Annotated in this window: 17 protein-coding genes; 10 read left to right on the forward strand and 7 right to left on the reverse strand. The window is 63.7% G+C overall.

Features of this window, described 5'->3' with window-relative positions:
- Positions 1–5 precede the first annotated feature (5 nt).
- The 3 genes from XH91_RS04225 (at position 6) to XH91_RS04235 (ending at position 2,677) form a co-directional block, all read left to right on the forward strand.
- Positions 6–1,010 (forward strand): ABC transporter substrate-binding protein, encoded by a 1,005-nt coding sequence (locus tag XH91_RS04225; protein ID WP_128949417.1) that lies wholly within the window; start codon positions 6–8, stop codon positions 1,008–1,010.
- Positions 1,011–1,092: 82 nt separating this feature from the next.
- The gene (locus tag XH91_RS04230; RefSeq protein WP_128949418.1) at positions 1,093–1,866 is read left to right on the forward strand and encodes an ABC transporter ATP-binding protein; all 774 of its coding nucleotides are present in this window, start codon (positions 1,093–1,095) and stop codon (positions 1,864–1,866) included.
- The gene (locus XH91_RS04235; protein ID WP_164933874.1) at positions 1,859–2,677 is read left to right on the forward strand and encodes an ABC transporter permease; all 819 of its coding nucleotides are present in this window, start codon (positions 1,859–1,861) and stop codon (positions 2,675–2,677) included. Before XH91_RS04230 ends, XH91_RS04235 begins: the two co-directional genes overlap by 8 nt.
- A gap of 115 nt (positions 2,678–2,792) precedes the next feature.
- Here the strand turns inward: XH91_RS04235 and gtdA are convergent, their stop codons facing one another.
- Entirely contained in the window at positions 2,793–3,833 is a 1,041-nt protein-coding gene (gene gtdA / locus XH91_RS04240; RefSeq protein ID WP_128949420.1) for a gentisate 1,2-dioxygenase, read from the reverse strand.
- A 144-nt stretch (positions 3,834–3,977) separates the two neighbouring features.
- Between gtdA and maiA the strand changes: the two genes are divergently transcribed.
- Positions 3,978–4,610, forward strand: a complete 633-nt coding sequence (gene maiA, locus XH91_RS04245) for a maleylacetoacetate isomerase (RefSeq protein WP_128949421.1) — start codon at positions 3,978–3,980, stop codon at positions 4,608–4,610.
- On the forward strand, positions 4,600–5,112 hold the full coding sequence (locus XH91_RS04250) for a MarR family winged helix-turn-helix transcriptional regulator (protein WP_128949422.1): 513 nt from the start codon (positions 4,600–4,602) through the stop codon (positions 5,110–5,112). The genes maiA and XH91_RS04250 overlap by 11 nt, the downstream gene beginning before the upstream one ends.
- A gap of 138 nt (positions 5,113–5,250) precedes the next feature.
- Here the strand turns inward: XH91_RS04250 and XH91_RS04255 are convergent, their stop codons facing one another.
- From XH91_RS04255 to XH91_RS04275, 5 genes are all read right to left on the reverse strand, one after another.
- The gene (locus XH91_RS04255; protein ID WP_128949423.1) at positions 5,251–6,864 is read right to left on the reverse strand and encodes a benzoate-CoA ligase family protein; all 1,614 of its coding nucleotides are present in this window, start codon (positions 6,862–6,864) and stop codon (positions 5,251–5,253) included.
- Positions 6,861–8,015, reverse strand: coding sequence for an FAD-dependent monooxygenase (locus tag XH91_RS04260; RefSeq protein WP_164933873.1), 1,155 nt, complete (start codon positions 8,013–8,015; stop codon positions 6,861–6,863). The genes XH91_RS04255 and XH91_RS04260 overlap by 4 nt, the downstream gene beginning before the upstream one ends.
- A gap of 190 nt (positions 8,016–8,205) precedes the next feature.
- Entirely contained in the window at positions 8,206–8,421 is a 216-nt protein-coding gene (locus XH91_RS04265) for a hypothetical protein (protein ID WP_128949424.1), read from the reverse strand.
- A 117-nt stretch (positions 8,422–8,538) separates the two neighbouring features.
- Positions 8,539–9,405, reverse strand: a complete 867-nt coding sequence (locus XH91_RS04270; RefSeq protein WP_128949425.1) for a cysteine rich repeat-containing protein — start codon at positions 9,403–9,405, stop codon at positions 8,539–8,541.
- Between the two features lie 155 nt (positions 9,406–9,560).
- A complete protein-coding gene (locus XH91_RS04275; protein WP_128949426.1) occupies positions 9,561–10,562 on the reverse strand; it encodes an NADP-dependent oxidoreductase in 1,002 nt (333 codons plus the stop codon).
- Positions 10,563–10,773: 211 nt separating this feature from the next.
- On the opposite strand from XH91_RS04275, the gene XH91_RS04280 reads away from it, so the two are divergent.
- Positions 10,774–12,069 carry a dicarboxylate/amino acid:cation symporter gene (locus XH91_RS04280; RefSeq protein ID WP_128949427.1) on the forward strand — a complete coding sequence of 432 codons (1,296 nt, stop codon included), beginning with the start codon at positions 10,774–10,776 and terminating at the stop codon, positions 12,067–12,069.
- A gap of 12 nt (positions 12,070–12,081) precedes the next feature.
- Entirely contained in the window at positions 12,082–13,002 is a 921-nt protein-coding gene (locus XH91_RS04285) for an amino acid ABC transporter substrate-binding protein (RefSeq protein WP_128949428.1), read from the forward strand.
- Positions 13,003–13,126: 124 nt separating this feature from the next.
- Here the strand turns inward: XH91_RS04285 and XH91_RS04290 are convergent, their stop codons facing one another.
- A complete protein-coding gene (locus XH91_RS04290) occupies positions 13,127–13,927 on the reverse strand; it encodes an ATP-grasp domain-containing protein (protein WP_128949429.1) in 801 nt (266 codons plus the stop codon).
- 373 nt (positions 13,928–14,300) lie between these two features.
- On the opposite strand from XH91_RS04290, the gene XH91_RS04295 reads away from it, so the two are divergent.
- From XH91_RS04295 to XH91_RS04305, 3 genes are all read left to right on the forward strand, one after another.
- Positions 14,301–15,074: a ferredoxin--NADP reductase gene (locus XH91_RS04295; RefSeq protein ID WP_128949430.1), complete on the forward strand. Its 774-nt coding sequence runs from the start codon at positions 14,301–14,303 to the stop codon at positions 15,072–15,074.
- 342 nt (positions 15,075–15,416) lie between these two features.
- The gene (locus tag XH91_RS04300; protein WP_430644586.1) at positions 15,417–17,105 is read left to right on the forward strand and encodes an FMN-binding glutamate synthase family protein; all 1,689 of its coding nucleotides are present in this window, start codon (positions 15,417–15,419) and stop codon (positions 17,103–17,105) included.
- A gap of 106 nt (positions 17,106–17,211) precedes the next feature.
- The gene (locus tag XH91_RS04305) at positions 17,212–17,454 is read left to right on the forward strand and encodes a PilZ domain-containing protein (protein WP_128949431.1); all 243 of its coding nucleotides are present in this window, start codon (positions 17,212–17,214) and stop codon (positions 17,452–17,454) included.
- Positions 17,455–17,540: the final 86 nt, after the last annotated feature.

Raw genomic sequence — 17,540 nt, forward strand, 5'->3', positions numbered from 1 at the left:
AGCGGATGATCGGGATTGCGCGGATCGCGGCACTTAGCCTTTTGGCTATGATGGCGGTGGGCACGGCCAGGGCCGAGGATGCGCTGAAGGCCAAGGTCGGCGTGCTCCGCCTGTCCTCCTCCGCGCCCGTCTTCATCGCCCAGGACAAGGGCTATTTCCGCGAGGCTGGCCTCGATATCGAGCTGAAATTCTTCGATGCGGCACAGCCGATCGCGGTCGCAACCGCCTCGGGCGACGTCGATTTCGGCGTCACGGCCTTCACGGCGGGCCTCTACAATCTCGCCGGCAAGGGCGTCCTGAAAGTGATCGGCGGCATGAGCCGCGAGAAGGCCGGCTATCCCCTGATCGGCTATTTCGCCAGCAACAACGCCTACGCTGCCGGCCTCAAGACGCCGAAGGACCTCGCGGGCAAGCGCATCGCGATGACCCAGGTCGGCTCATCCTTCCATTATTCGCTCGGCCTGCTCGCCGACAAATACGGCTTCAAGCTGTCTGACGTGAAGATCGTGCCGCTGCAATCGCTGTCGAACGCGGCGGCGGCGCTGAAGGGCGAGACCGTCGACGCGGCGCTGCTGCCGATCTCGACGGCGCGAAAGCTGATGGACGACGGCGGCGCGAAGTTCTTGGGCTGGGTCGGCGACGAGACGCCGTGGCAGCTGGGGGCCGTATTCGCCTCGCCGAAGACGCTGGCCAACAAGGCGCTGGTGACGAAATTTCTCGGTGTCCTCGCCAAAGCCGATCGCGAATATCACGACGTGATCCTGGCTTCGATGAAGGACGGCAAAGCTCCGATCAACGACAAGACCAAGCCGCTGCTGGAAATCATCGCCAAATACACCAATCTGCCGGTCGATCAGGTGGTCGGCAATTGCGCCTATATCGACCCCGACGGCAAGCTCGACGTGAAGAACGTCGACAACCAGATCAAATGGCTCCAGGAGCAGGGCTTTGCCGACAAGGGCTATGATGCGGATACGATCATCGCCAAGGACTATGTGAAGGCGGATTGATCGATGCGGGCTTCCTTCCATCTCCGTCATCCTGAGGTGCTCGACTTGCGGCTTACCGCCGGGACGACACTGAGGACGTAACATGGACCTGATCGCCAACCACATCTCCCACCGCTTCGGCGATCTCGCCGTGCTCGACGATGTCTCCTTCACGGTGAGTTCAGGCGAGGTGGTGGCGATCGTGGGTCCTTCGGGCTGCGGCAAGAGCACGCTGCTCTCGATCCTCGGCGGGCTGCTGCAGCCGACCTCGGGCGCCCCCGAATTGCGCGGCGCGCCACCGGCCAACAGCCTCAATCCGCTCACCTTCGTGTTCCAGGACTTTGCGCTGCTGCCCTGGGCCAATGTGGAGGAGAACGTCGAATTCCCGTTGCTGCATACCCAGCTCTCGGCCGCGCAGCGCCGCGCGCTGGTCGAGGATGCCTTGCGTCGCACGGGGCTCATCGATTTTCGCAAGACCTATCCGAAGCAGCTCTCCGGCGGCATGCGCCAGCGCGTCGGCATTTCGCGCGCGCTCGCGGTGAAGCCGGCCATTCTCCTCATGGACGAGCCATTGTCGGCGCTGGATTCGCAGACGCGCGAACTCTTGATGGAGGATTTCGTCCGCCTGCTCGCCGATGGCGGGATGGGCGCGGTCTACGTCACCCATAATCTCGAAGAGGCCGCGCGGCTTGCCGATCGCATTGTCGTGCTGTCGCGCCGTCCCGGGCGAATTCGCGAGGTGGTGGCGGTGCCGATGACACGCACCGAGCGCGGCGATATCGCTGCGCGTGAACAGCTGCTGGCGCTTCAAAACCGGATCTGGTCGCTGATCCGCAACGAGGCGATCGATGCCGAGCGCGAGGTCCAGCATGCTTGATCGTGCGACGGACACGTCAACCAATGAAACGACGCGGCGCGTGCGCTTCCGCGGTGCGGGTTTCGTGCCTGCTTCCAGCCGGTTTGGCGGCTGGATCGCGCTCGCGCTGGTCATCGCGATCTGGCAGGCAGCCGGCAATGCCAAGCTCGTCAATCCGCTATTCCTGCCGGCACCCTCGGCCATCGTGCGCGCGATCTACGAACTCGCGATATCGGGCGCGCTCTGGCAGCATCTCTCGGCTTCGCTGCTGCGCATCGGTGTCGGCTGGCTGCTGGGAACGGCGGCCGGTGTCGTGGTCGGCTTCGCCATCGGCCTGTCGCGCCTGGCGCGCAGCATCGGCATCACCTTCATCTCGGCGCTGTTCCCGATTCCCAAGATCGCCCTGCTGCCGCTACTCATCCTCTGGCTCGGCATCGGCGAAGAGCCGAAGATCGCGACCATTGCGCTGGGCGTGTTCTTCTCCACCGCGATCTCGGTCTATAGCGGCGTCGACGCCGTGCCGCGCAACCTCATCCGCATGGCGCAGAGCTTCAACGTTCCCTTCGTCACCATCGTGCGCAAGGTGGTCTGGCCGGGTGCATTGCCCGCCATCCTCGCCGGCTTCCGCATCACGGCGTCGGTAGCGCTGCTGCTGGTCGTCAGCGCCGAGATGATCGGCGCGCAATATGGCATCGGCGCCTTCGTGCTCCAGGCCGGCAATCTGATGCAGACGGATCAACTGCTCGCGGGCGTGGTAATCCTGTCGGTGTTCGGGCTTGTGGTGGGGAAGGTGATCAATCTTCTCGAAATCAGGCTGCTGCACTGGCGGTAGCCGCAGTCATCGCTGCGGTAGGGTGGATTAGCGAAGCGTAATCCACCACGTTTGTCTCCGCGGAGATCAAAGAGGGGGTGGATTATGCCTTCGGCTAATCCACCCCAAGAGAACCTCACGCGTTGCCGCGATCTTCCCTGAACAGATCCAGCTTCTGCTGCACCGGCCGGTCCGAGAAGCTGAACAGCACGGCATCCTCATCCGTCTCGTGCGTCACCCATTGCCAGCTCGGCACCACGAACAGATCGCGCGGGCCCCATTCGAACACGGCATCGCCGATGCGGCTGCGACCCTTGCCTTCGATCGGACAGAACACCGTCGCATCCGTCGCGCGATAACGCGCGGTCTTGAAACCCTTCGGCAGCAGCTGGATGAAGGTGCCGATGGTCGGCATCGCGAAATCGCCGGTCTCGGGGTTGCTGAACTTCAGCTTCAGCCCGTGGCACGCGTCCCATTCCTGGCTGGTCCTGGCTTTCTCCAGCGCGTCGCGTGTGTAGGCATAGGGATAGCTGAAGATCGGCGAGGTCTTCGATGACCGCTTCACATCGACCGGCAACAGATTATGGCCGTAGCGCGCAAAGCTGTCGCCGGCGGGTTTTGTGATCTTCTGCTGGTCTTCCTTCGATCCCTCTGCAAAGGAGCAGTCGAAGAATTGCACCAGGGGGATGTCGAGCCCGTCGAGCCAGAACATCGGCTCGTCGGTTTCGTTGGAGTGATCGTGCCAGGTCATCGACGGCGTGATGATGAAATCCCCTCGCTCCATTGCGGTGCGCTCGCCATCGACGGCGGTGTGGGCGCCCTTGCCTTCGAGCACGAAGCGCAGCGCCGACTGGCTGTGCCGGTGGGCGGGCGCGACGTCGCCGGGCACCACCATCTGCACGCCGGCATAAAGCGAGGTCGTGATTTTCGATTGGCCGCGCAGGCCGGGGTTCTCCAGCACCAGCACGCGGCGCTCGGCTTCCTTGGCCGTGATCAGCTTGCCGGCCTCCGTCATGTAGTCGCGGATGACATCGAATTTCCAGAGGTGCGGCCGGCAGGCGCTTTTCGGCTCCGGCGTGATCAGATCGCTCATCACGGTCCACAGCGCGGTGAGATTCTCGCCGTCGATCTTCTTGTAGAACGCCTCGCGTTCCGGCGTCTTGGTCACGGCTTCCATGGCGGGCTCCCGTTCGTTTGTTGATTGACAGTATACTTACAGTCTAGGTAGCGTCAACTTGACGAACGACATGCAAGGTCGTTGTCATTCCGGAGCGCGCCGCAAGGCGCGAGCCCCGGAATGACAAAAGCAGGGAGGGTTTTGATGAAGCTGCATGGCTATTTTCGCTCCAGCGCGGCCTATCGCGTCCGGATCGCGCTGAATCTCAAGGGCCTCGGTGCCGAGCACCTGCCGCATCACCTGCGCAAGGGCGAGCAATGCGCGCCCGCCTATCTCGCCATCAATCCGCAGGGCCTCGTACCTGCGTTGGAGAACGATACCGGCGCGGTACTGACCCAATCGGTCGCAATCATCGAATGGCTCGATGAGACGCATCCCAATCCGCCGCTGCTGCCGAAGGATGCGCTGCAGCGCGCCAAGGTGCGAGCGTTCGCGCTGGCGATCGCCTGCGACACCCATCCGGTGCAAAATTTGAAGGTGCTGGCGCGGTTGCGCGAGTTGGGCCTGGCGGAGGAGAAGGTCCAGGACTGGGCCGCCTGGGTCAATCGCGAGGGGCTGTCGGCCTGCGAAGCGCTGATCAAGGACGAGCCGGGGCCATTTTGCTTTGGCGCGGTCCCGACGCTTGCCGATCTCTGCCTGGTGCCGCAGCTTGCCAACGCGCGCCGCTTCGGCGTCGATGTCTCTGCCTATCCGCGCCTGCTCAAGGCCGAGGCAGCCGCCAGGGGGCTGCCGGCCTTCGCCAACGCCGCACCGGAGAAGCAGCCCGATGCCGAGTAAGCCTTCTCCTCCGATCACGATGGACGCGGTCTATGCCGCGCCGGGCTATCTGTTCCGACGCATGCAGCAGATCGCCGTCTCGATCTTCATGGAGGAGTGCAAGGCGTTCGACCTCACGCCGGTGCAATATGCGGCGCTGATCGCGATCCACACCCATCCCGGCATCGATGCGACGCGGCTGTCGGCGGTGATCGCCTTCGACCGCTCCACGCTCGGCAGCGTGATCGAGCGTCTGCAAGCCAAGGACTTCGTCGAGCGCAAGCCGGCGCCGGAGGACAAGCGCATCAAGCTGCTCTATCTGACCAAGCCGGGCGCCGCGATCCTGCGCGAGATCACCCCCGCGGTCGAACGCGCCCAGGCGCGGATGCTGGAGCCGCTCAAGCCCACCGAGCGCAAGGCGCTGATGGGGCTGATGTCGCAGCTCGTCGATCTCAACAACGAGGCCTCGCGCGTGCCGCTCCGCGCCGAGGATGCGCTGGAGCATCTGGGCAAGGCGGGGTGAAATTCTCCGCCGTCATTCCGCGCGAAAGCGGGGAATCCAGTACGCGGCGGCCTCTCGGCTCAATCACGACTGCCTCTGGAATACTGGATCGCCCGCTTTCGCGGGCGACGACACCGAGAGGTGGCGACGCGATCGGCCTCACATCCTGAGCAACGCCTGCCGATCGATCTTCCCGGTGCCGGTCTTCGGCAGCTCGTCGATGAAGATCACCTCGCGCGGATATTTGTACGGGAGCAGCTTGCCCTTGACGTAATCCTGCAGGCGCCGCGTCGTTGCGCTCTGGTCGGTCGCGCGGTTGTTCATCACCACCACCGCCTTCAGCGTCATGCGGCGATCCGGCAGCTCGGCCGCGAACACGGCGCATTCGCGGATGTCGGGATGGTCGGCGAGGCACAACTCGACCTCGAGCGGGTAAACCCACTGGCCGGAGATCTTGATGAGATCATCGGCGCGGCCGCGGAAGAAGTGGAAGCCGTCGCTGTCGCGGACGAAGCGATCGCCGGTGTAGATCCAGCCACCCTCCCGGATGGTCTCGGCGGATTTGTCCGGCCTGTTCCAGTACAGCGGCGTGTTGGAATCGCCGCGCACCCACAAGATGCCCTCCTCGTTGTCGCCGACGTCGCGCCCCTCCTTGTCGCGCAACGCTACCTCGTAGCCGGGGACGCGCAAGCCGGCCGCGCCGAGCTTTTTCCGTGAGGGGTGGTTGGAGAGATAGATGTGCAGCGCCTCGGTCGAGCCGAGACCTTCCACGATTTCGAGCCCGGTGAGAGACTTCCAGCCGTTGAAAACTTCGGCCGAGAGCACTTCCGCGGCCGAGAGCGACATGCGCAGGGACGAGAAATCTGTCCCGGCTGCGCCCTCGGCCTTGGTCAGCGAGGTGAAGAGCGTCGGCAGGCCGAAGAAGACGGTCGGCTTGTACTGCTCGATCGCCGCAAAGATCGTCGCCGGTCTCGGCTGGCCCGGCAGCAGCAGGGTCACGGCGCCTGAAGAGAACGGGAAAGTGACGGAATTGCCAAAGCCATAGGCGAAGAAGATCTTCGGCACCGAGAAGCAGATGTCGTCAGGCGTCAGCTTCAGGATGTTTTGCGCGAAGGCGCGCTCGCTATAGGCCATGTCGTGCTGAAGATGCACGATGCCCTTGGGCCGGCCGGTGGAGCCGGAGGAGTACATCCAGAACGCCATCTCGTTGCGATGGGTCCGGGCTTCCGCCAGCTCCGGCGGATGTTGCAACAGCCAATCCGCAGCTTCCATCGTCTGCGGCGCAGCGTGATCACCGACCGCGCCATTGACGACGATCAGCGTACGCAGCTTCGTGTCCTTGCAGGCCTCGGCATTGAAGCGTGCGCAGAACTCGGCGTCAGCCACCGCGACAGCCGCGCCGGAATCGGCGAGATAGAATTGCAGGAGGTCCGGCGGCGTCAGCGTGTTGATCAGCAGCGGCACAAAGCCGGCGCGCACGGCGCCGAAAAAGGCGGCCGGATAGGCCGGCGTATCCTCCAGGAATAGCAGCACGCGATCGCCGCGCGTCAGGCCGAGCGAGGCAAAGCCGTTGCCCCAACGGCAAGCCTCCGCGCAAAGCTCGGCATAGGTCCGCGCGCCCGCCGGGCCAATCAGCGCGAGCTTGTCACCGCGGCCCTTGGCGAGATTGTCGAACAGCACGCGGCTGGCATTGTATTGTTGCGGAACGGCGAAGCCGATCTCGCGGGCGCCTGCGCTGTCCGCGGGCACCTGGTCGTGGATCGCGTTGGTCATGCCGTCGCCTCGTCCGCCGCGTCTCCGGCGCTCTTCTCGGCCTCGTAGCGGGCCATGAAGGCCGGCGACATCGCGCGCAGTCGCGAATCGTCGATGCGGCCGGAGCGCGTGATGTAGCTATAGGCGAAGTCCATCAGGCCGAGCTGCATGTGCTGGGCAAAATGCTCGTACCAGAACGCCGAGGTGCGCGCGGCATTGACGAGCTTCTGCACCACGGGTTTTCGCGCAGCCTGGTAGCGATGCAGCGCGGTCGACAGATGCGCGTCCGATTCCAGCGCCTTGACCAGCGCGATGGCGTCCTCGATCGCGAGCCGCGTGCCCGAGCCGATCGAGAAATGCGCCGAGTGCAGCGCGTCCCCAATCAGCACCATGTTCTTGAACGACCAGTGCTCGTTCCAGACCCAGGGGAAATTGCGCCACACCGATTTGTTGGAGACCAGGCAGTGGCCGCCGAGCGTGTCGGCAAACACCTCCTCGCAGACGCCCTTGGACTGCTCGACGTCCTTATAGGCGAAGCCGTAGGCTTGCCAGGTCGCGTGATCGCACTCGACCAGGAAGGTGCTCATATTAGGCGAATAGCGGTAATGGTGCGCGTTGAAAGCGCCGCGGTCGGTCTTCACGAAGGTCTGCGACAGCGTGTCGAAGCGCTTCGAGGTGCCGTACCAGACGAACTTGTTGGAGGAGTAGGACAGCGACGTGCCGAAATCGCCCTCATAGGCGCGGCGCACCAGCGAATTCAGGCCATCGGCCGCGACGATCAGATCGTAACCGCTCAGCTGGTCGATCGCCTGGATCTGGGTGTCGAAGCGCGGGGTAACGCCGGCATCGAGCGCACGTTGCTGCAGGAATTGCAGGAGCTCCAGCCGGCCAATCGAGGAGAAGCCGACGCCGTCGATGGCGACGCTGTCGCCGCTATGGTTCAGCGTGATGTTCTCCCAGCTCTCCATATGCGGCGCGATCGCATCGACCGTTTCGGGGTCGTCGGCGCGCAAGAATTCGAGGGCCTGGTCGGAGAACACGACGCCAAAGCCCCAGGTCGCGTCGGCCGGGTTCTGTTCGAACAGGTCGACTTGATCCTCGGGGTGACGCTTCTTCCAGAGATAGGCGAAGTAGAGCCCGCCGGGCCCCCCGCCAATCACGGCGATCCGCAAATCCTGCCTCCCTAATTGACAGTATACTCACTATCTCAGGGTAGACTAATGGGCTCCGGTCTCCCACGCCAGCGGATTTTTTGGCAAGGCGAGGTGCGCCGCAGCACGGCCATGGGCACCCGCGTCGCGCGTGCCCAAATCCGTCAATTGCGAATCATAGCCAAACCGCGCCGGATTGACCACCCGGGCGTCAGACGCAGCGCTTCACGTAGACCCCGTTCACCAGCACTCTCGTACAGCGAACCACCGGAACCGGGTGGCGAACCACGACCGCACCGTTCGGTCCGGCGCAGCCGGCGCGGTAGACGCCGCGCGCGCACACCACCGCGTTGGCGTCGGAGGACACGAACGTCATCGTCGCCGCGAAGGCGACCAACGCGGCTGCAATCAGCAGAAATGCACGCATGTGGGTTCTCCCGGTCTTGTCGTGATTGAAATCTGATATCGGCAAGGATTGGTCGCGAGAGGCGCGCGGAAATTTACGCGCGCCGCCCAAGATCGATGACGCCGCGAGCCGCGCCGCTTATCGCGCAGCGAATGGTGCAAGCACCTCCTTGCAGGCCGGCGACAGCGACGCCGCATTGCTGGCGATGCATTGCACGATGCGGCCGCCACCCGGCGCGACGCCGGCACAGAGCGAACGGATGTCCGCGCCGCATGCCGAGCGCACGATGAACAGCTCTTCGCGCGGCCGCAGCGGGCGCAGAACGATCACGGCGGGCGCGGCCGCCGGTGCTGCTCCGGCAGCGGGAGCGGCGCCGGTTGCCGGCGCTGACGTCGCCGCTGCGCCGCCGCCACCGGCCGCAGCGGTCACCGCCTTCGCGCAAGCCGCCGAAACCTTGGCCTTGTTCTTCTCGAGGCATTCCAGCGCGGGAGCGCCGCCCGGCGGCACGCTGGCGCAAACCTTGGGATAGTCGGCGCGGCATGCGCTCTTGACCGCAGCGACCTGGGCGCTGCCGGGTTGCTTGGCTGCGGCAGCCTTCGGTGCAGCTTCGGCGGCCGGCTTCGCCGCGGGTTGAGGCGCCGGCGCAGCTTCGGTCTTTGCTGGTTCAGGCTTGGCAGGCTCAGACTTGGCAGGCTCGGATTTGGCAGGCTCGGATTTGGCGGGCTCAGCTTCAGTCTTGGGTGCCGCCGCCGGCTCCACGGCGCGAACAGCCGTCTGGCATCCCGCCGACAGGCTCGACATATGACCCTGCAAACATTGATACGCTTCGACGCCGCCAGGCGTCACGCTCGCGCAATGCGTCATGAAGTCCGAGCGGCATGCGGAACGAATGGCGCTCTTCTGCGCTTCGGTCGGCGCCTGCGCGAATGCGCTTGTTGCGGTTGCGAAGAGTGCTGCGGCGAGCAACGCGTGACGCGTCGATGCATGTTTCAACGTGTTGAACATTTGAGTGAATTCCTGCCCTGTCGGTGACGCCGACGATTTTCTAAATGTAATGCAAATGCAATCGTCGCGAGTGATGCCTCGCGAGCGGTATCTTGGCCGCTTTGGCCACTACCGCAAGTAGATAATGCCCGCGGAATTGCGACGTAACTACGTCATCAGAGCTTGACCATGCGCTTGCCGCGGTTCTCGCCGGCGAGCAGTCCGATCAGCGCCTTCGGCGTGTTCTGCAATCCGTCGATGATGTCTTCCTGCACCTTCAGCCTGCCGGATTTCACCCAGGCCTGGAGATCTGCGAGCGCGCGCTGGCTCTCCTTCATGTAGTCCATCACGATGAAGCCCTGCATCACAAGACGCTTCACCACGATCAGGCCGGGCACGCCGCGCGGGCCGTGTGCCGACGGCGCACCGTCATATTGCGAGATCGCGCCGCAGCAGGCGATGCGGCCGTAATTGTTCATCTGCGGCAGGCAGGCTTCCAGAATGTCGCCGCCGACATTGTCGAAATAGACGTCGATGCCTTTGGGAGCTGCCGCGCGCAGCGCCTTGAACACCGCGCCGTCCTTGTAGTCGACGGCGGCATCGAAGCCGAGCTCTGACGTCAGCCATCGGCACTTGTCGGCGCCGCCGGCGATGCCGACGACGCGGCATCCCTTGATCTTGGCGATCTGTCCGACGATCGAGCCGACCGAGCCCGCGGCCGCGGAGACCACGACCGTCTCGCCCTCCCTGGGCTTGCCGACCTCGAGCAGTCCGAAATAGGCGGTGAGGCCGGCAATGCCGAACACGCTGAGCAGATGCGTCATCGGCTCGAGCTTCGGCATTTTCGTCAATTGCCTTGCAGGCACTGCTGCAAACTCCTGCCATCCGGTGTCGCCGAACACGATGTCGCCGGGCGCAAGCTCGGGCGCTTTCGAACTGACCACCTCGGCGATGCCGCCGCCGGCCATCACGCTGTTGGCTTCGACCGCCGAACGATAAGTCGCGCCATGCATCCAGGCGCGGTTGGCGGCGTCGAGCGAGATGTAACGCACGCGCAGCAGGGCCTCGCCGTCCTTTGGTTCCGGCACTGTGCCATCGACCATCTTGAAGTGCTCGGGGCCGAGCTTTCCGCTCGGCTTTTCCACCAGAAGAATTTGGCGATTGACGCTTCCGGTCATGGCGTTCCCTCTCTGATTGTTTGATGTTTATTGAAGCACTTGCCGCAAACAAAACGTGCAAGCCGCATTCGTTGTGCGCTGCATGAAGGCTAGATCGCCGCGTGCAGTTTCGCAACGGGAACATCCGGCTCGAGCGACCGCACGCAAAGCGTGTTGCGTCGCTGTCATATCTGCGACATCATCAAGCGGCCGGTTGTGTGGGGGTCTTTCAATGTCGAACAGGTTTACACAATACATTCTGGCCGCGATGGTGCTCGGCATCGTCATGGGCTCCGCGATCTACAATTTCCTGCCCGACACGCGGGGCGACTGGGCCTCCTCCATCAACCTCGTCGCCGTGATCTTCCTGCGCCTGATCAAGATGATCATCGCGCCGCTGGTGTTCGCGACCCTGGTCGGCGGCATCGCCCACATGGGGTCGGGCTCGAAGCTCGGGCGCATCTTCGCCAAGACCATGGGCTGGTTCATCAGCGCGTCCTTCGTCTCGCTGATGCTCGGCCTCGTGATGGTCAATCTGCTTCAGCCCGGCTCGAATTTCCCCGGCACGCTGCCAGACAAGGCGCAGTCGACCGGCCTGCCGGTCTCGGCCTTCTCGATCGAGAAGTTCCTGACCCATCTGATCCCGACCTCGATTGCGGACGCGATGGCGCAGAACGAGATCCTCCAGATCGTGATTTTCGCCGTGTTCTTCTCGGTGGCGATGGGCGCATTGCCGGAGCGATCCAAGCAGATCCTGTCGCTGATCGACGATCTCGGCCACATCATGCTGAAGGTGACGAGCTATGTGATGATGTTCGCGCCGTTCGCGGTCTGGGCGGCCATCACCGCCACCGTTGCCAAGAACGGCCTGCTGGTGCTCTGGAAGCTCATCGTGTTCATGGGCGGCTTCTATCTCTCGCTGTTCATCCTCTGGGGCATCCTGGTGATGGTCGGCTTCATCGTCATCGGGCCGCGCTACAGCCATCTGCTGCGGCTGATCCGCGAGCCCTTGATGATCGCGTTCTCCACCGCGAGCTCGGAAGCGGCCTACCCGAAGACGCTCGAAGGGCTCAACCGCTTCGGCGCTTCGTCACGGATATCGAGCTTCGTGCTGCCGCTCGGCTATTCCTTCAACCTCGACGGCACGATGATGTACTGCACTTTCGCGAGCATCTTCATCGCGCAGAGCTACCACATCGACATGCCGCTCGGCACGCAGCTCGCGATGCTGGCGACGTTGATGATCACCTCGAAGGGCGTCGCCGGCGTGCCGCGCGCCTCCCTCGTCGTGATCGCCTCGACGCTGTCGCAGTTCAACATTCCCGAGGCGGGCCTGCTCATGATCATGGGCATCGACACTTTCCTCGACATGGGCCGCAGCGCCACCAACGTGATCGGCAACACGCTGGCGACCTCGGTCGTGGCGAAGTGGGAAGGCGAGCTCGGGCCCGAGCATGCGATGGGGCCGGGCGACGTCGTGCCCGAGGACATGGTGCCGGGCGAAGTGCCCGCGATGGCCGGTCATTGACGGGAGTGCGTCATGCGCCCTTTGACGGCGATTTCGAGCGGCCTGTTGCTGGCAGCGTGTCTGCTGGCAACGGGTGCCTCCGCCCAGAGCAGTGGCGGCGAAGGGCTTAGCCCGACGCTATCGGCCATCAAGAACGCGCACACCGTGCGGCTCGGCTATCGCGAGAGCTCGCCGCCGTTCTCCTTCCTCGACCCGTCGGGCCGGCCGATCGGCTACAGCCTCGAACTGTGCGAGGCCATCGTCGAGGAGATCGGCGTCGAGGTCGACGACCCCGATCTGAAGATCGCCTACGTCAAGGTCACTTCCGACGACCGCATTGACGCCATTCTCCAGAACAAGATCGATCTGGAATGCGGCTCGACCACCGCCAATTCCGAGCGCGGCAGGCGTGTCGCCTTCTCGCCGCTGATGTTCGTTGCCGGCACCAAGCTGATGGTGCCGAAGGCCTCCAGCGTCCAGCAGCTGACGGACCTGAAGGGCAAGACCATCGTGGTGACGAAAGGCACCACCAACGAGCAGGCGATCCAGGCGGCGGACAAGAAGCTTTCGCTGGACCTGAACATCGTCGTCGGCGCCGACCATGAGCAGTCGTACCAGATGCTGGTCGACGGCAAGGCCGACGCGTTCGCGACCGACGACATTCTGCTCTCGGGCCTGATCGTCCGCCACAAGTCGCAGGACAAGTTCCGCGTGACCGGCGATTACCTGTCCTATGATCCCTACGGCATCATGTTCCGCAAGGGCGAGCCGCAACTGGCGGCCGTGGTCGAGCGCACCTTCCGCAAGCTCGGCTCCAACCACGATCTCGTGCCGCTCTACAACAAATGGTTCATCGCGCGCATGCCGACCGGCGAGAAAATGAACGTGCCGATCTCGCTGCAGCTGGAGGAAGCCTTCAAGGCGATGGACGATTCCGCCAGCGCGAACAATTAGCTCTTACTTCCTTCTCCCCTTGTGGGAGAAGGTGGCGCGAAGCGCCGGATGAGGGGTATCTATCCACGCGTTAGATTTACGTTGAGGAGAGAGACCCTCACCCGTCTCACCGCGCCCGCGGCTACTAACTCCGCCCAAACACCCGATCCAGCGCCGCATCATACGTCGCCTGCACCAGCTTCGGATGCAGCTTTGCCAGCGCCTCCATCATCACGCCCGAATTGATTTCCAGCACGCGCCAGGCGCCATCCACGCGCACCACGTCGATCGACGCAAAAGTAATGCCGATGGCGCGCGCCGCATCGACAGCGAGCTTCACGCAAGCCGTGCGCACCCCACCTTCCTCCAGCAACACCGGCTTTGCGCCAGCATCGAGATTGTGTCGCCAATCGTTGCCGCGCTGCTTGCTGTAGACGATGAGGGGCGCATCATCGAGCAGGATGACACGGACCTCCTCCTCGATCGCGACGTAAGGCGAGATCACGAGCCCGGTGCTCATCGAAAAGACCTCGCCCACCGCGTGATCGAGCTCTGCGGCTGTCGTCACCTTGAACACCGAGCGCCCCGATGTCCCTTCATTCGGCTTCAGCACCACGCCCTGCGGATCGGCGCGAAGTAGCTCGAGCATGGCCTCTCGCCAGGCGGGACCGACAACCTTCCCGCCCAGTTTCGGGTTGAGGAAGAGGTGATGGGGAATGCAAGGCACGCCGGCGAGCGACAGCGCTTCTGATGTCGCCGATTTGTCGTTGGCGAGACGATGCGCAATCGCGCTGTTGAGGCCGATGTCGTAGCCGAAGGCGAAGCGACGCATCTCGCCGCGGCGCATCGCGATCAGCCAGCCGCCGGCGCGAACGTCCACGTCGATGCCATGGCGCGCGCCATAGCCTCTGATCGCCTGGACGAAGATTCGCTCGCTGGTCGCCATGTCCTGATCGTTCCGGGCGCCAAAAGCCGCAAAAATGCGGGAAATCGCGCCAAAGCAGGGTGAAAGTCAGAGCTATTCTTAATGAAATTCTCGCGAGCGCGATGGAAATTAAGTGCTGCTTTGGCGCCCGAACGGGAAAAGAAATTGCCGGATGTGCGCGCCGGACAGCAGATCCGTTAATGATGTGACCATTTCCGCCGCAAATGCCGGTTTGACCGGCATCAATTGCATCCGGAACGAGGTTGATTATTGGTCTCAATGGCGTAGATCACACACTCGAAATCCTCCGCCATGGCAATGGTGTCCGCCCCGTTTTCAGGGCCGGGCAACGCTTTTGCCCGAAAACCGCAAGACATTCGGAATATCGAAAATCATGAGCGCGTTTTACCGAGAGAAGGTTCTTTCCGTCCAGCATTGGACCGACACACTGTTCAGCTTCCGCGCCACGCGCGACACCGGCTTCCGCTTCCAGAACGGCCAGTTCGCGATGATCGGCCTCGAAGTCGACGGCCGTCCGCTGCTGCGCGCCTACAGCATGGCCAGCGCCAATCACGAGGAAGAGCTCGAGTTCTTCTCGATCAAGGTGCAGGACGGTCCGCTGACCTCACGTCTGCAGAAGATCAAGGAAGGCGACACCATCCTGGTCGGCCGCAAGGCGACCGGCACGCTGATCACCGACAACCTCATCCCCGGCAAGCGGCTGATGCTGCTCTCGACCGGCACCGGCCTTGCGCCCTTCGCTAGCCTGATCAAGGACCCCGAGGTCTACGAGCAGTTCGAGAGCATCGTGCTGGTGCACGGCTGTCGCCAGGTCTCCGAGCTCGCCTATGGCGAGAAGCTGGTCGCGAATTTGCGCGAGGACGAGCTGTTCGGCGAGCTGCTCGCCGACAAGCTGATCTATTATCCGACCGTGACCCGCGAGCCGTTCAAGAACCGCGGCCGCATCACCGACCTCATCAACTCCGAGCAGATCTTCAACGACATCGGCCAAGGCCCCCTCAACATCGAGACCGACCGCATCATGATGTGCGGCAGCCCGGCGATGCTGGAAGAGCTGAAGGCGATGTTCGAAAGCCGCGACTTCGTCGAGGGAAGCGGCAACAAGCCCGGCCATTTCGTGATCGAGAAGGCCTTCGTCGAGCGCTGAATGGCGCTCGCTCTCGCGGCGCCGTCTCGGTGTCGTCCTGGCGAAAGCCGGGACCCATAGCCACCGAGTCCAATTTGGCGAAGACTGGCCGTTGTCAGTCTTCGCACAACCTCGTTTAGGGGTAATGGGTCCTGGCTTTCGCCAGGACGACGGCGGTGGGCACAGCCTCTTCCGCGGCGAGCGATCCTCATCCCCGCTACTGCTGCAGTGCAGCAGGCCTGACCTCTCGGTGGATTGATTTATCCCAGCCGAATTCGCTAGCCTGAAACAAGCGCTGCGTCATATCCGTATGACAGGTGCGGGCGTATCGTACCGCCTGATGCTGGCGAGAGGGTGGGAATCGTGGCCGACAACAACAAGACGCAGGAATCGCCCAAACGTTTGCCGTTGGCGGAAGAAGGGATCATGGAGACCCTCCTGCTGCCGTTCTCGCCGCGCTTCATCATTCTGACGATCTGCGCGGTCGTCACCGCGCTCCTGATCGGCATCGCCATCGCGGACCGCAGGATCTTCGACATCCTGCTGGTCCCGATCTGCATCTTCGGTGCGCTGACGCTGCTCGGCGTCCGCGATCTCATGCAGAAGAGTCACGCGGTGCTGCGCAACTATCCGATCTCGGCGCATATCCGTTTCCTCCTGGAGGAAATTCGCCCGGAGATGCGGCAGTACTTCTTCGAGAGCGAGAAGGACGGCATGCCGTTCTCGCGCGACACGCGCGCAGTGGTCTATCAGCGCGCCAAGATGCAGCTCGACAAGCGTCCGTTCGGCACCCAGGAGGACGTCTACCGCGAGGGCTATGAGTGGATGCATCACTCGGTGGCGCCGAAGGCGCATGCCGAGGAGAAGTTTCGCGTCACCATCGGCGGGCCGGACTGCGCAAAGCCCTATTCGGCCTCGGTGTTCAACATCTCGGCCATGAGCTTTGGCGCGCTGAGCCCCAATGCCGTGCGCGCGCTCAATGCCGGCGCCAGGAAAGGCGGCTTCGCCCACGACACCGGGGAGGGCGGCTTCAGCCCCTATCACGCCGAGATGGGTGGTGATGTCATCTGGGAGATAGGTTCCGGCTATTTCGGCTGCCGCCATCTCGACGGCACCTTCGATCCGGAGGCATTCGCGCGCGTTGCGAGCCAGGACCAGATCAAGATGGTCGAGCTCAAGATCAGCCAGGGTGCCAAGCCCGGCCATGGCGGCGTGCTGCCGGCGGCGAAAGTCTCGGAAGAAATCTCCAAGATCCGCGGCGTCGCGATGGGCGAGGATTGCATCTCGCCGGCCTCGCATCGCGCTTTCTCGACCCCCACGGGCATGATGCAGTTCATCGCCGAGATGCGACGGCTCTCGGGCGGCAAGCCTGCCGGCTTCAAGCTCTGCATCGGCCATCCCTGGGAATTCCTGGCGATCTGCAAGGCGATGCTGGAGACCGGCATCTACCCTGACTTCATCGTGGTCGACGGCAATGAAGGCGGCACCGGCGCGGCGCCGCTCGAATTCATGGACCATCTGGGCATGCCGATGCGCGAGGGCGTCAATTTCGTTCACAACGCTCTGGTCGGCATCAATGCGCGCGACCGCATCCGGCTCGGCGCCTCCGGCAAGATCGCAACCGCCTTCGACATGGCACGCGCCATGGCGATCGGCGCCGACTGGTGCAATTCGGCGCGCGGCTTCATGTTCTCGCTCGGCTGCATCCAGTCGCTGAGCTGCCACACCGACCGCTGCCCGACCGGCGTCGCCACCCAGGACCCGACCCGGGCGCGCGCGCTCTACGTGCCGCTCAAGATCGACCGCGTACACAATTATCACCACGCCACGCTGCACTCGCTGACCGAGCTGATCGCCGCGGCCGGTCTCGAACATCCGCAGGAGCTGCGCCCGATCCATTTCAGTCAGCGGACCTCGACGACCAAGGTGCAATCCTTCGCGCAGCTCTATCCGGCGCTGCGTCCGGGCGAGTTGCTCGAAGGCACCGAGGATCCCCGGTTCCGCGATGCCTGGCGGATGGCCCAGGCGGCGTCGTTCCAGCCGGTGCTGTGAGGCTCCCGCCTGACGGCACGATAGCGCCACGTCCGCGGCGGCCAAATTGGTCGGCATCAGGGTTGCATTTTAACCCTTGTGTCAGCTTCGGGTGTAAAATGTCGTCATGGACGAAGAGCGCCGCAGCAAGGCCAGGCACCGCGTATTGAAGGCCGGAACCATCGAGTTCGGCGGCGGCGCGATCGACTGCACCGTCCGCAATTTCTCCGACACCGGCGCCGCCCTCGACGTCACCAGCCCGGTCGGCATTCCCGAGCACTTCACCTTGAACATCAAGGCCGAGGGTGTGCACCTGCCCTGCACCGTGGTGTGGCGCAAGGAGAAGCGGATCGGGGTGCGGTTCGGGTGAGGTGGGCGTTTGGTGAGAGCGCGAACCACGAACTCCGCCGTCGTCCCGGACAAGCGAAGCGCAATCCGGGACCCATACGCCGCAGC

The organism is Bradyrhizobium guangzhouense (assembly GCF_004114955.1).
Lineage (GTDB): Bacteria > Pseudomonadota > Alphaproteobacteria > Rhizobiales > Xanthobacteraceae > Bradyrhizobium > Bradyrhizobium guangzhouense.

Excerpts from the sequence above, each read along its gene's own strand:
- XH91_RS04230 (WP_128949418.1), top strand. The coding sequence starts at position 1,093 with ATGGACCTGATCGCCAACCACATCTCCCACCGCTTCGGCGATCTCGCC.
- XH91_RS04305 (WP_128949431.1), top strand. The coding sequence starts at position 17,212 with ATGGACGAAGAGCGCCGCAGCAAGGCCAGGCACCGCGTATTGAAGGCC.
- XH91_RS04285 (WP_128949428.1), top strand. The coding sequence starts at position 12,082 with ATGCGCCCTTTGACGGCGATTTCGAGCGGCCTGTTGCTGGCAGCGTGT.
- XH91_RS04290 (WP_128949429.1), bottom strand. The coding sequence starts at position 13,927 with ATGGCGACCAGCGAGCGAATCTTCGTCCAGGCGATCAGAGGCTATGGC.
- XH91_RS04295 (WP_128949430.1), top strand. The coding sequence starts at position 14,301 with ATGAGCGCGTTTTACCGAGAGAAGGTTCTTTCCGTCCAGCATTGGACC.
- maiA (WP_128949421.1), top strand. The coding sequence starts at position 3,978 with ATGAAGCTGCATGGCTATTTTCGCTCCAGCGCGGCCTATCGCGTCCGG.
- XH91_RS04250 (WP_128949422.1), top strand. The coding sequence starts at position 4,600 with ATGCCGAGTAAGCCTTCTCCTCCGATCACGATGGACGCGGTCTATGCC.
- XH91_RS04280 (WP_128949427.1), top strand. The coding sequence starts at position 10,774 with ATGTCGAACAGGTTTACACAATACATTCTGGCCGCGATGGTGCTCGGC.
- XH91_RS04265 (WP_128949424.1), bottom strand. The coding sequence starts at position 8,421 with ATGCGTGCATTTCTGCTGATTGCAGCCGCGTTGGTCGCCTTCGCGGCG.
- XH91_RS04255 (WP_128949423.1), bottom strand. The coding sequence starts at position 6,864 with ATGACCAACGCGATCCACGACCAGGTGCCCGCGGACAGCGCAGGCGCC.
- XH91_RS04235 (WP_164933874.1), top strand. The coding sequence starts at position 1,859 with ATGCTTGATCGTGCGACGGACACGTCAACCAATGAAACGACGCGGCGC.
- XH91_RS04270 (WP_128949425.1), bottom strand. The coding sequence starts at position 9,405 with ATGTTCAACACGTTGAAACATGCATCGACGCGTCACGCGTTGCTCGCC.
- XH91_RS04275 (WP_128949426.1), bottom strand. The coding sequence starts at position 10,562 with ATGACCGGAAGCGTCAATCGCCAAATTCTTCTGGTGGAAAAGCCGAGC.
- gtdA (WP_128949420.1), bottom strand. The coding sequence starts at position 3,833 with ATGGAAGCCGTGACCAAGACGCCGGAACGCGAGGCGTTCTACAAGAAG.
- XH91_RS04225 (WP_128949417.1), top strand. The coding sequence starts at position 6 with ATGATCGGGATTGCGCGGATCGCGGCACTTAGCCTTTTGGCTATGATG.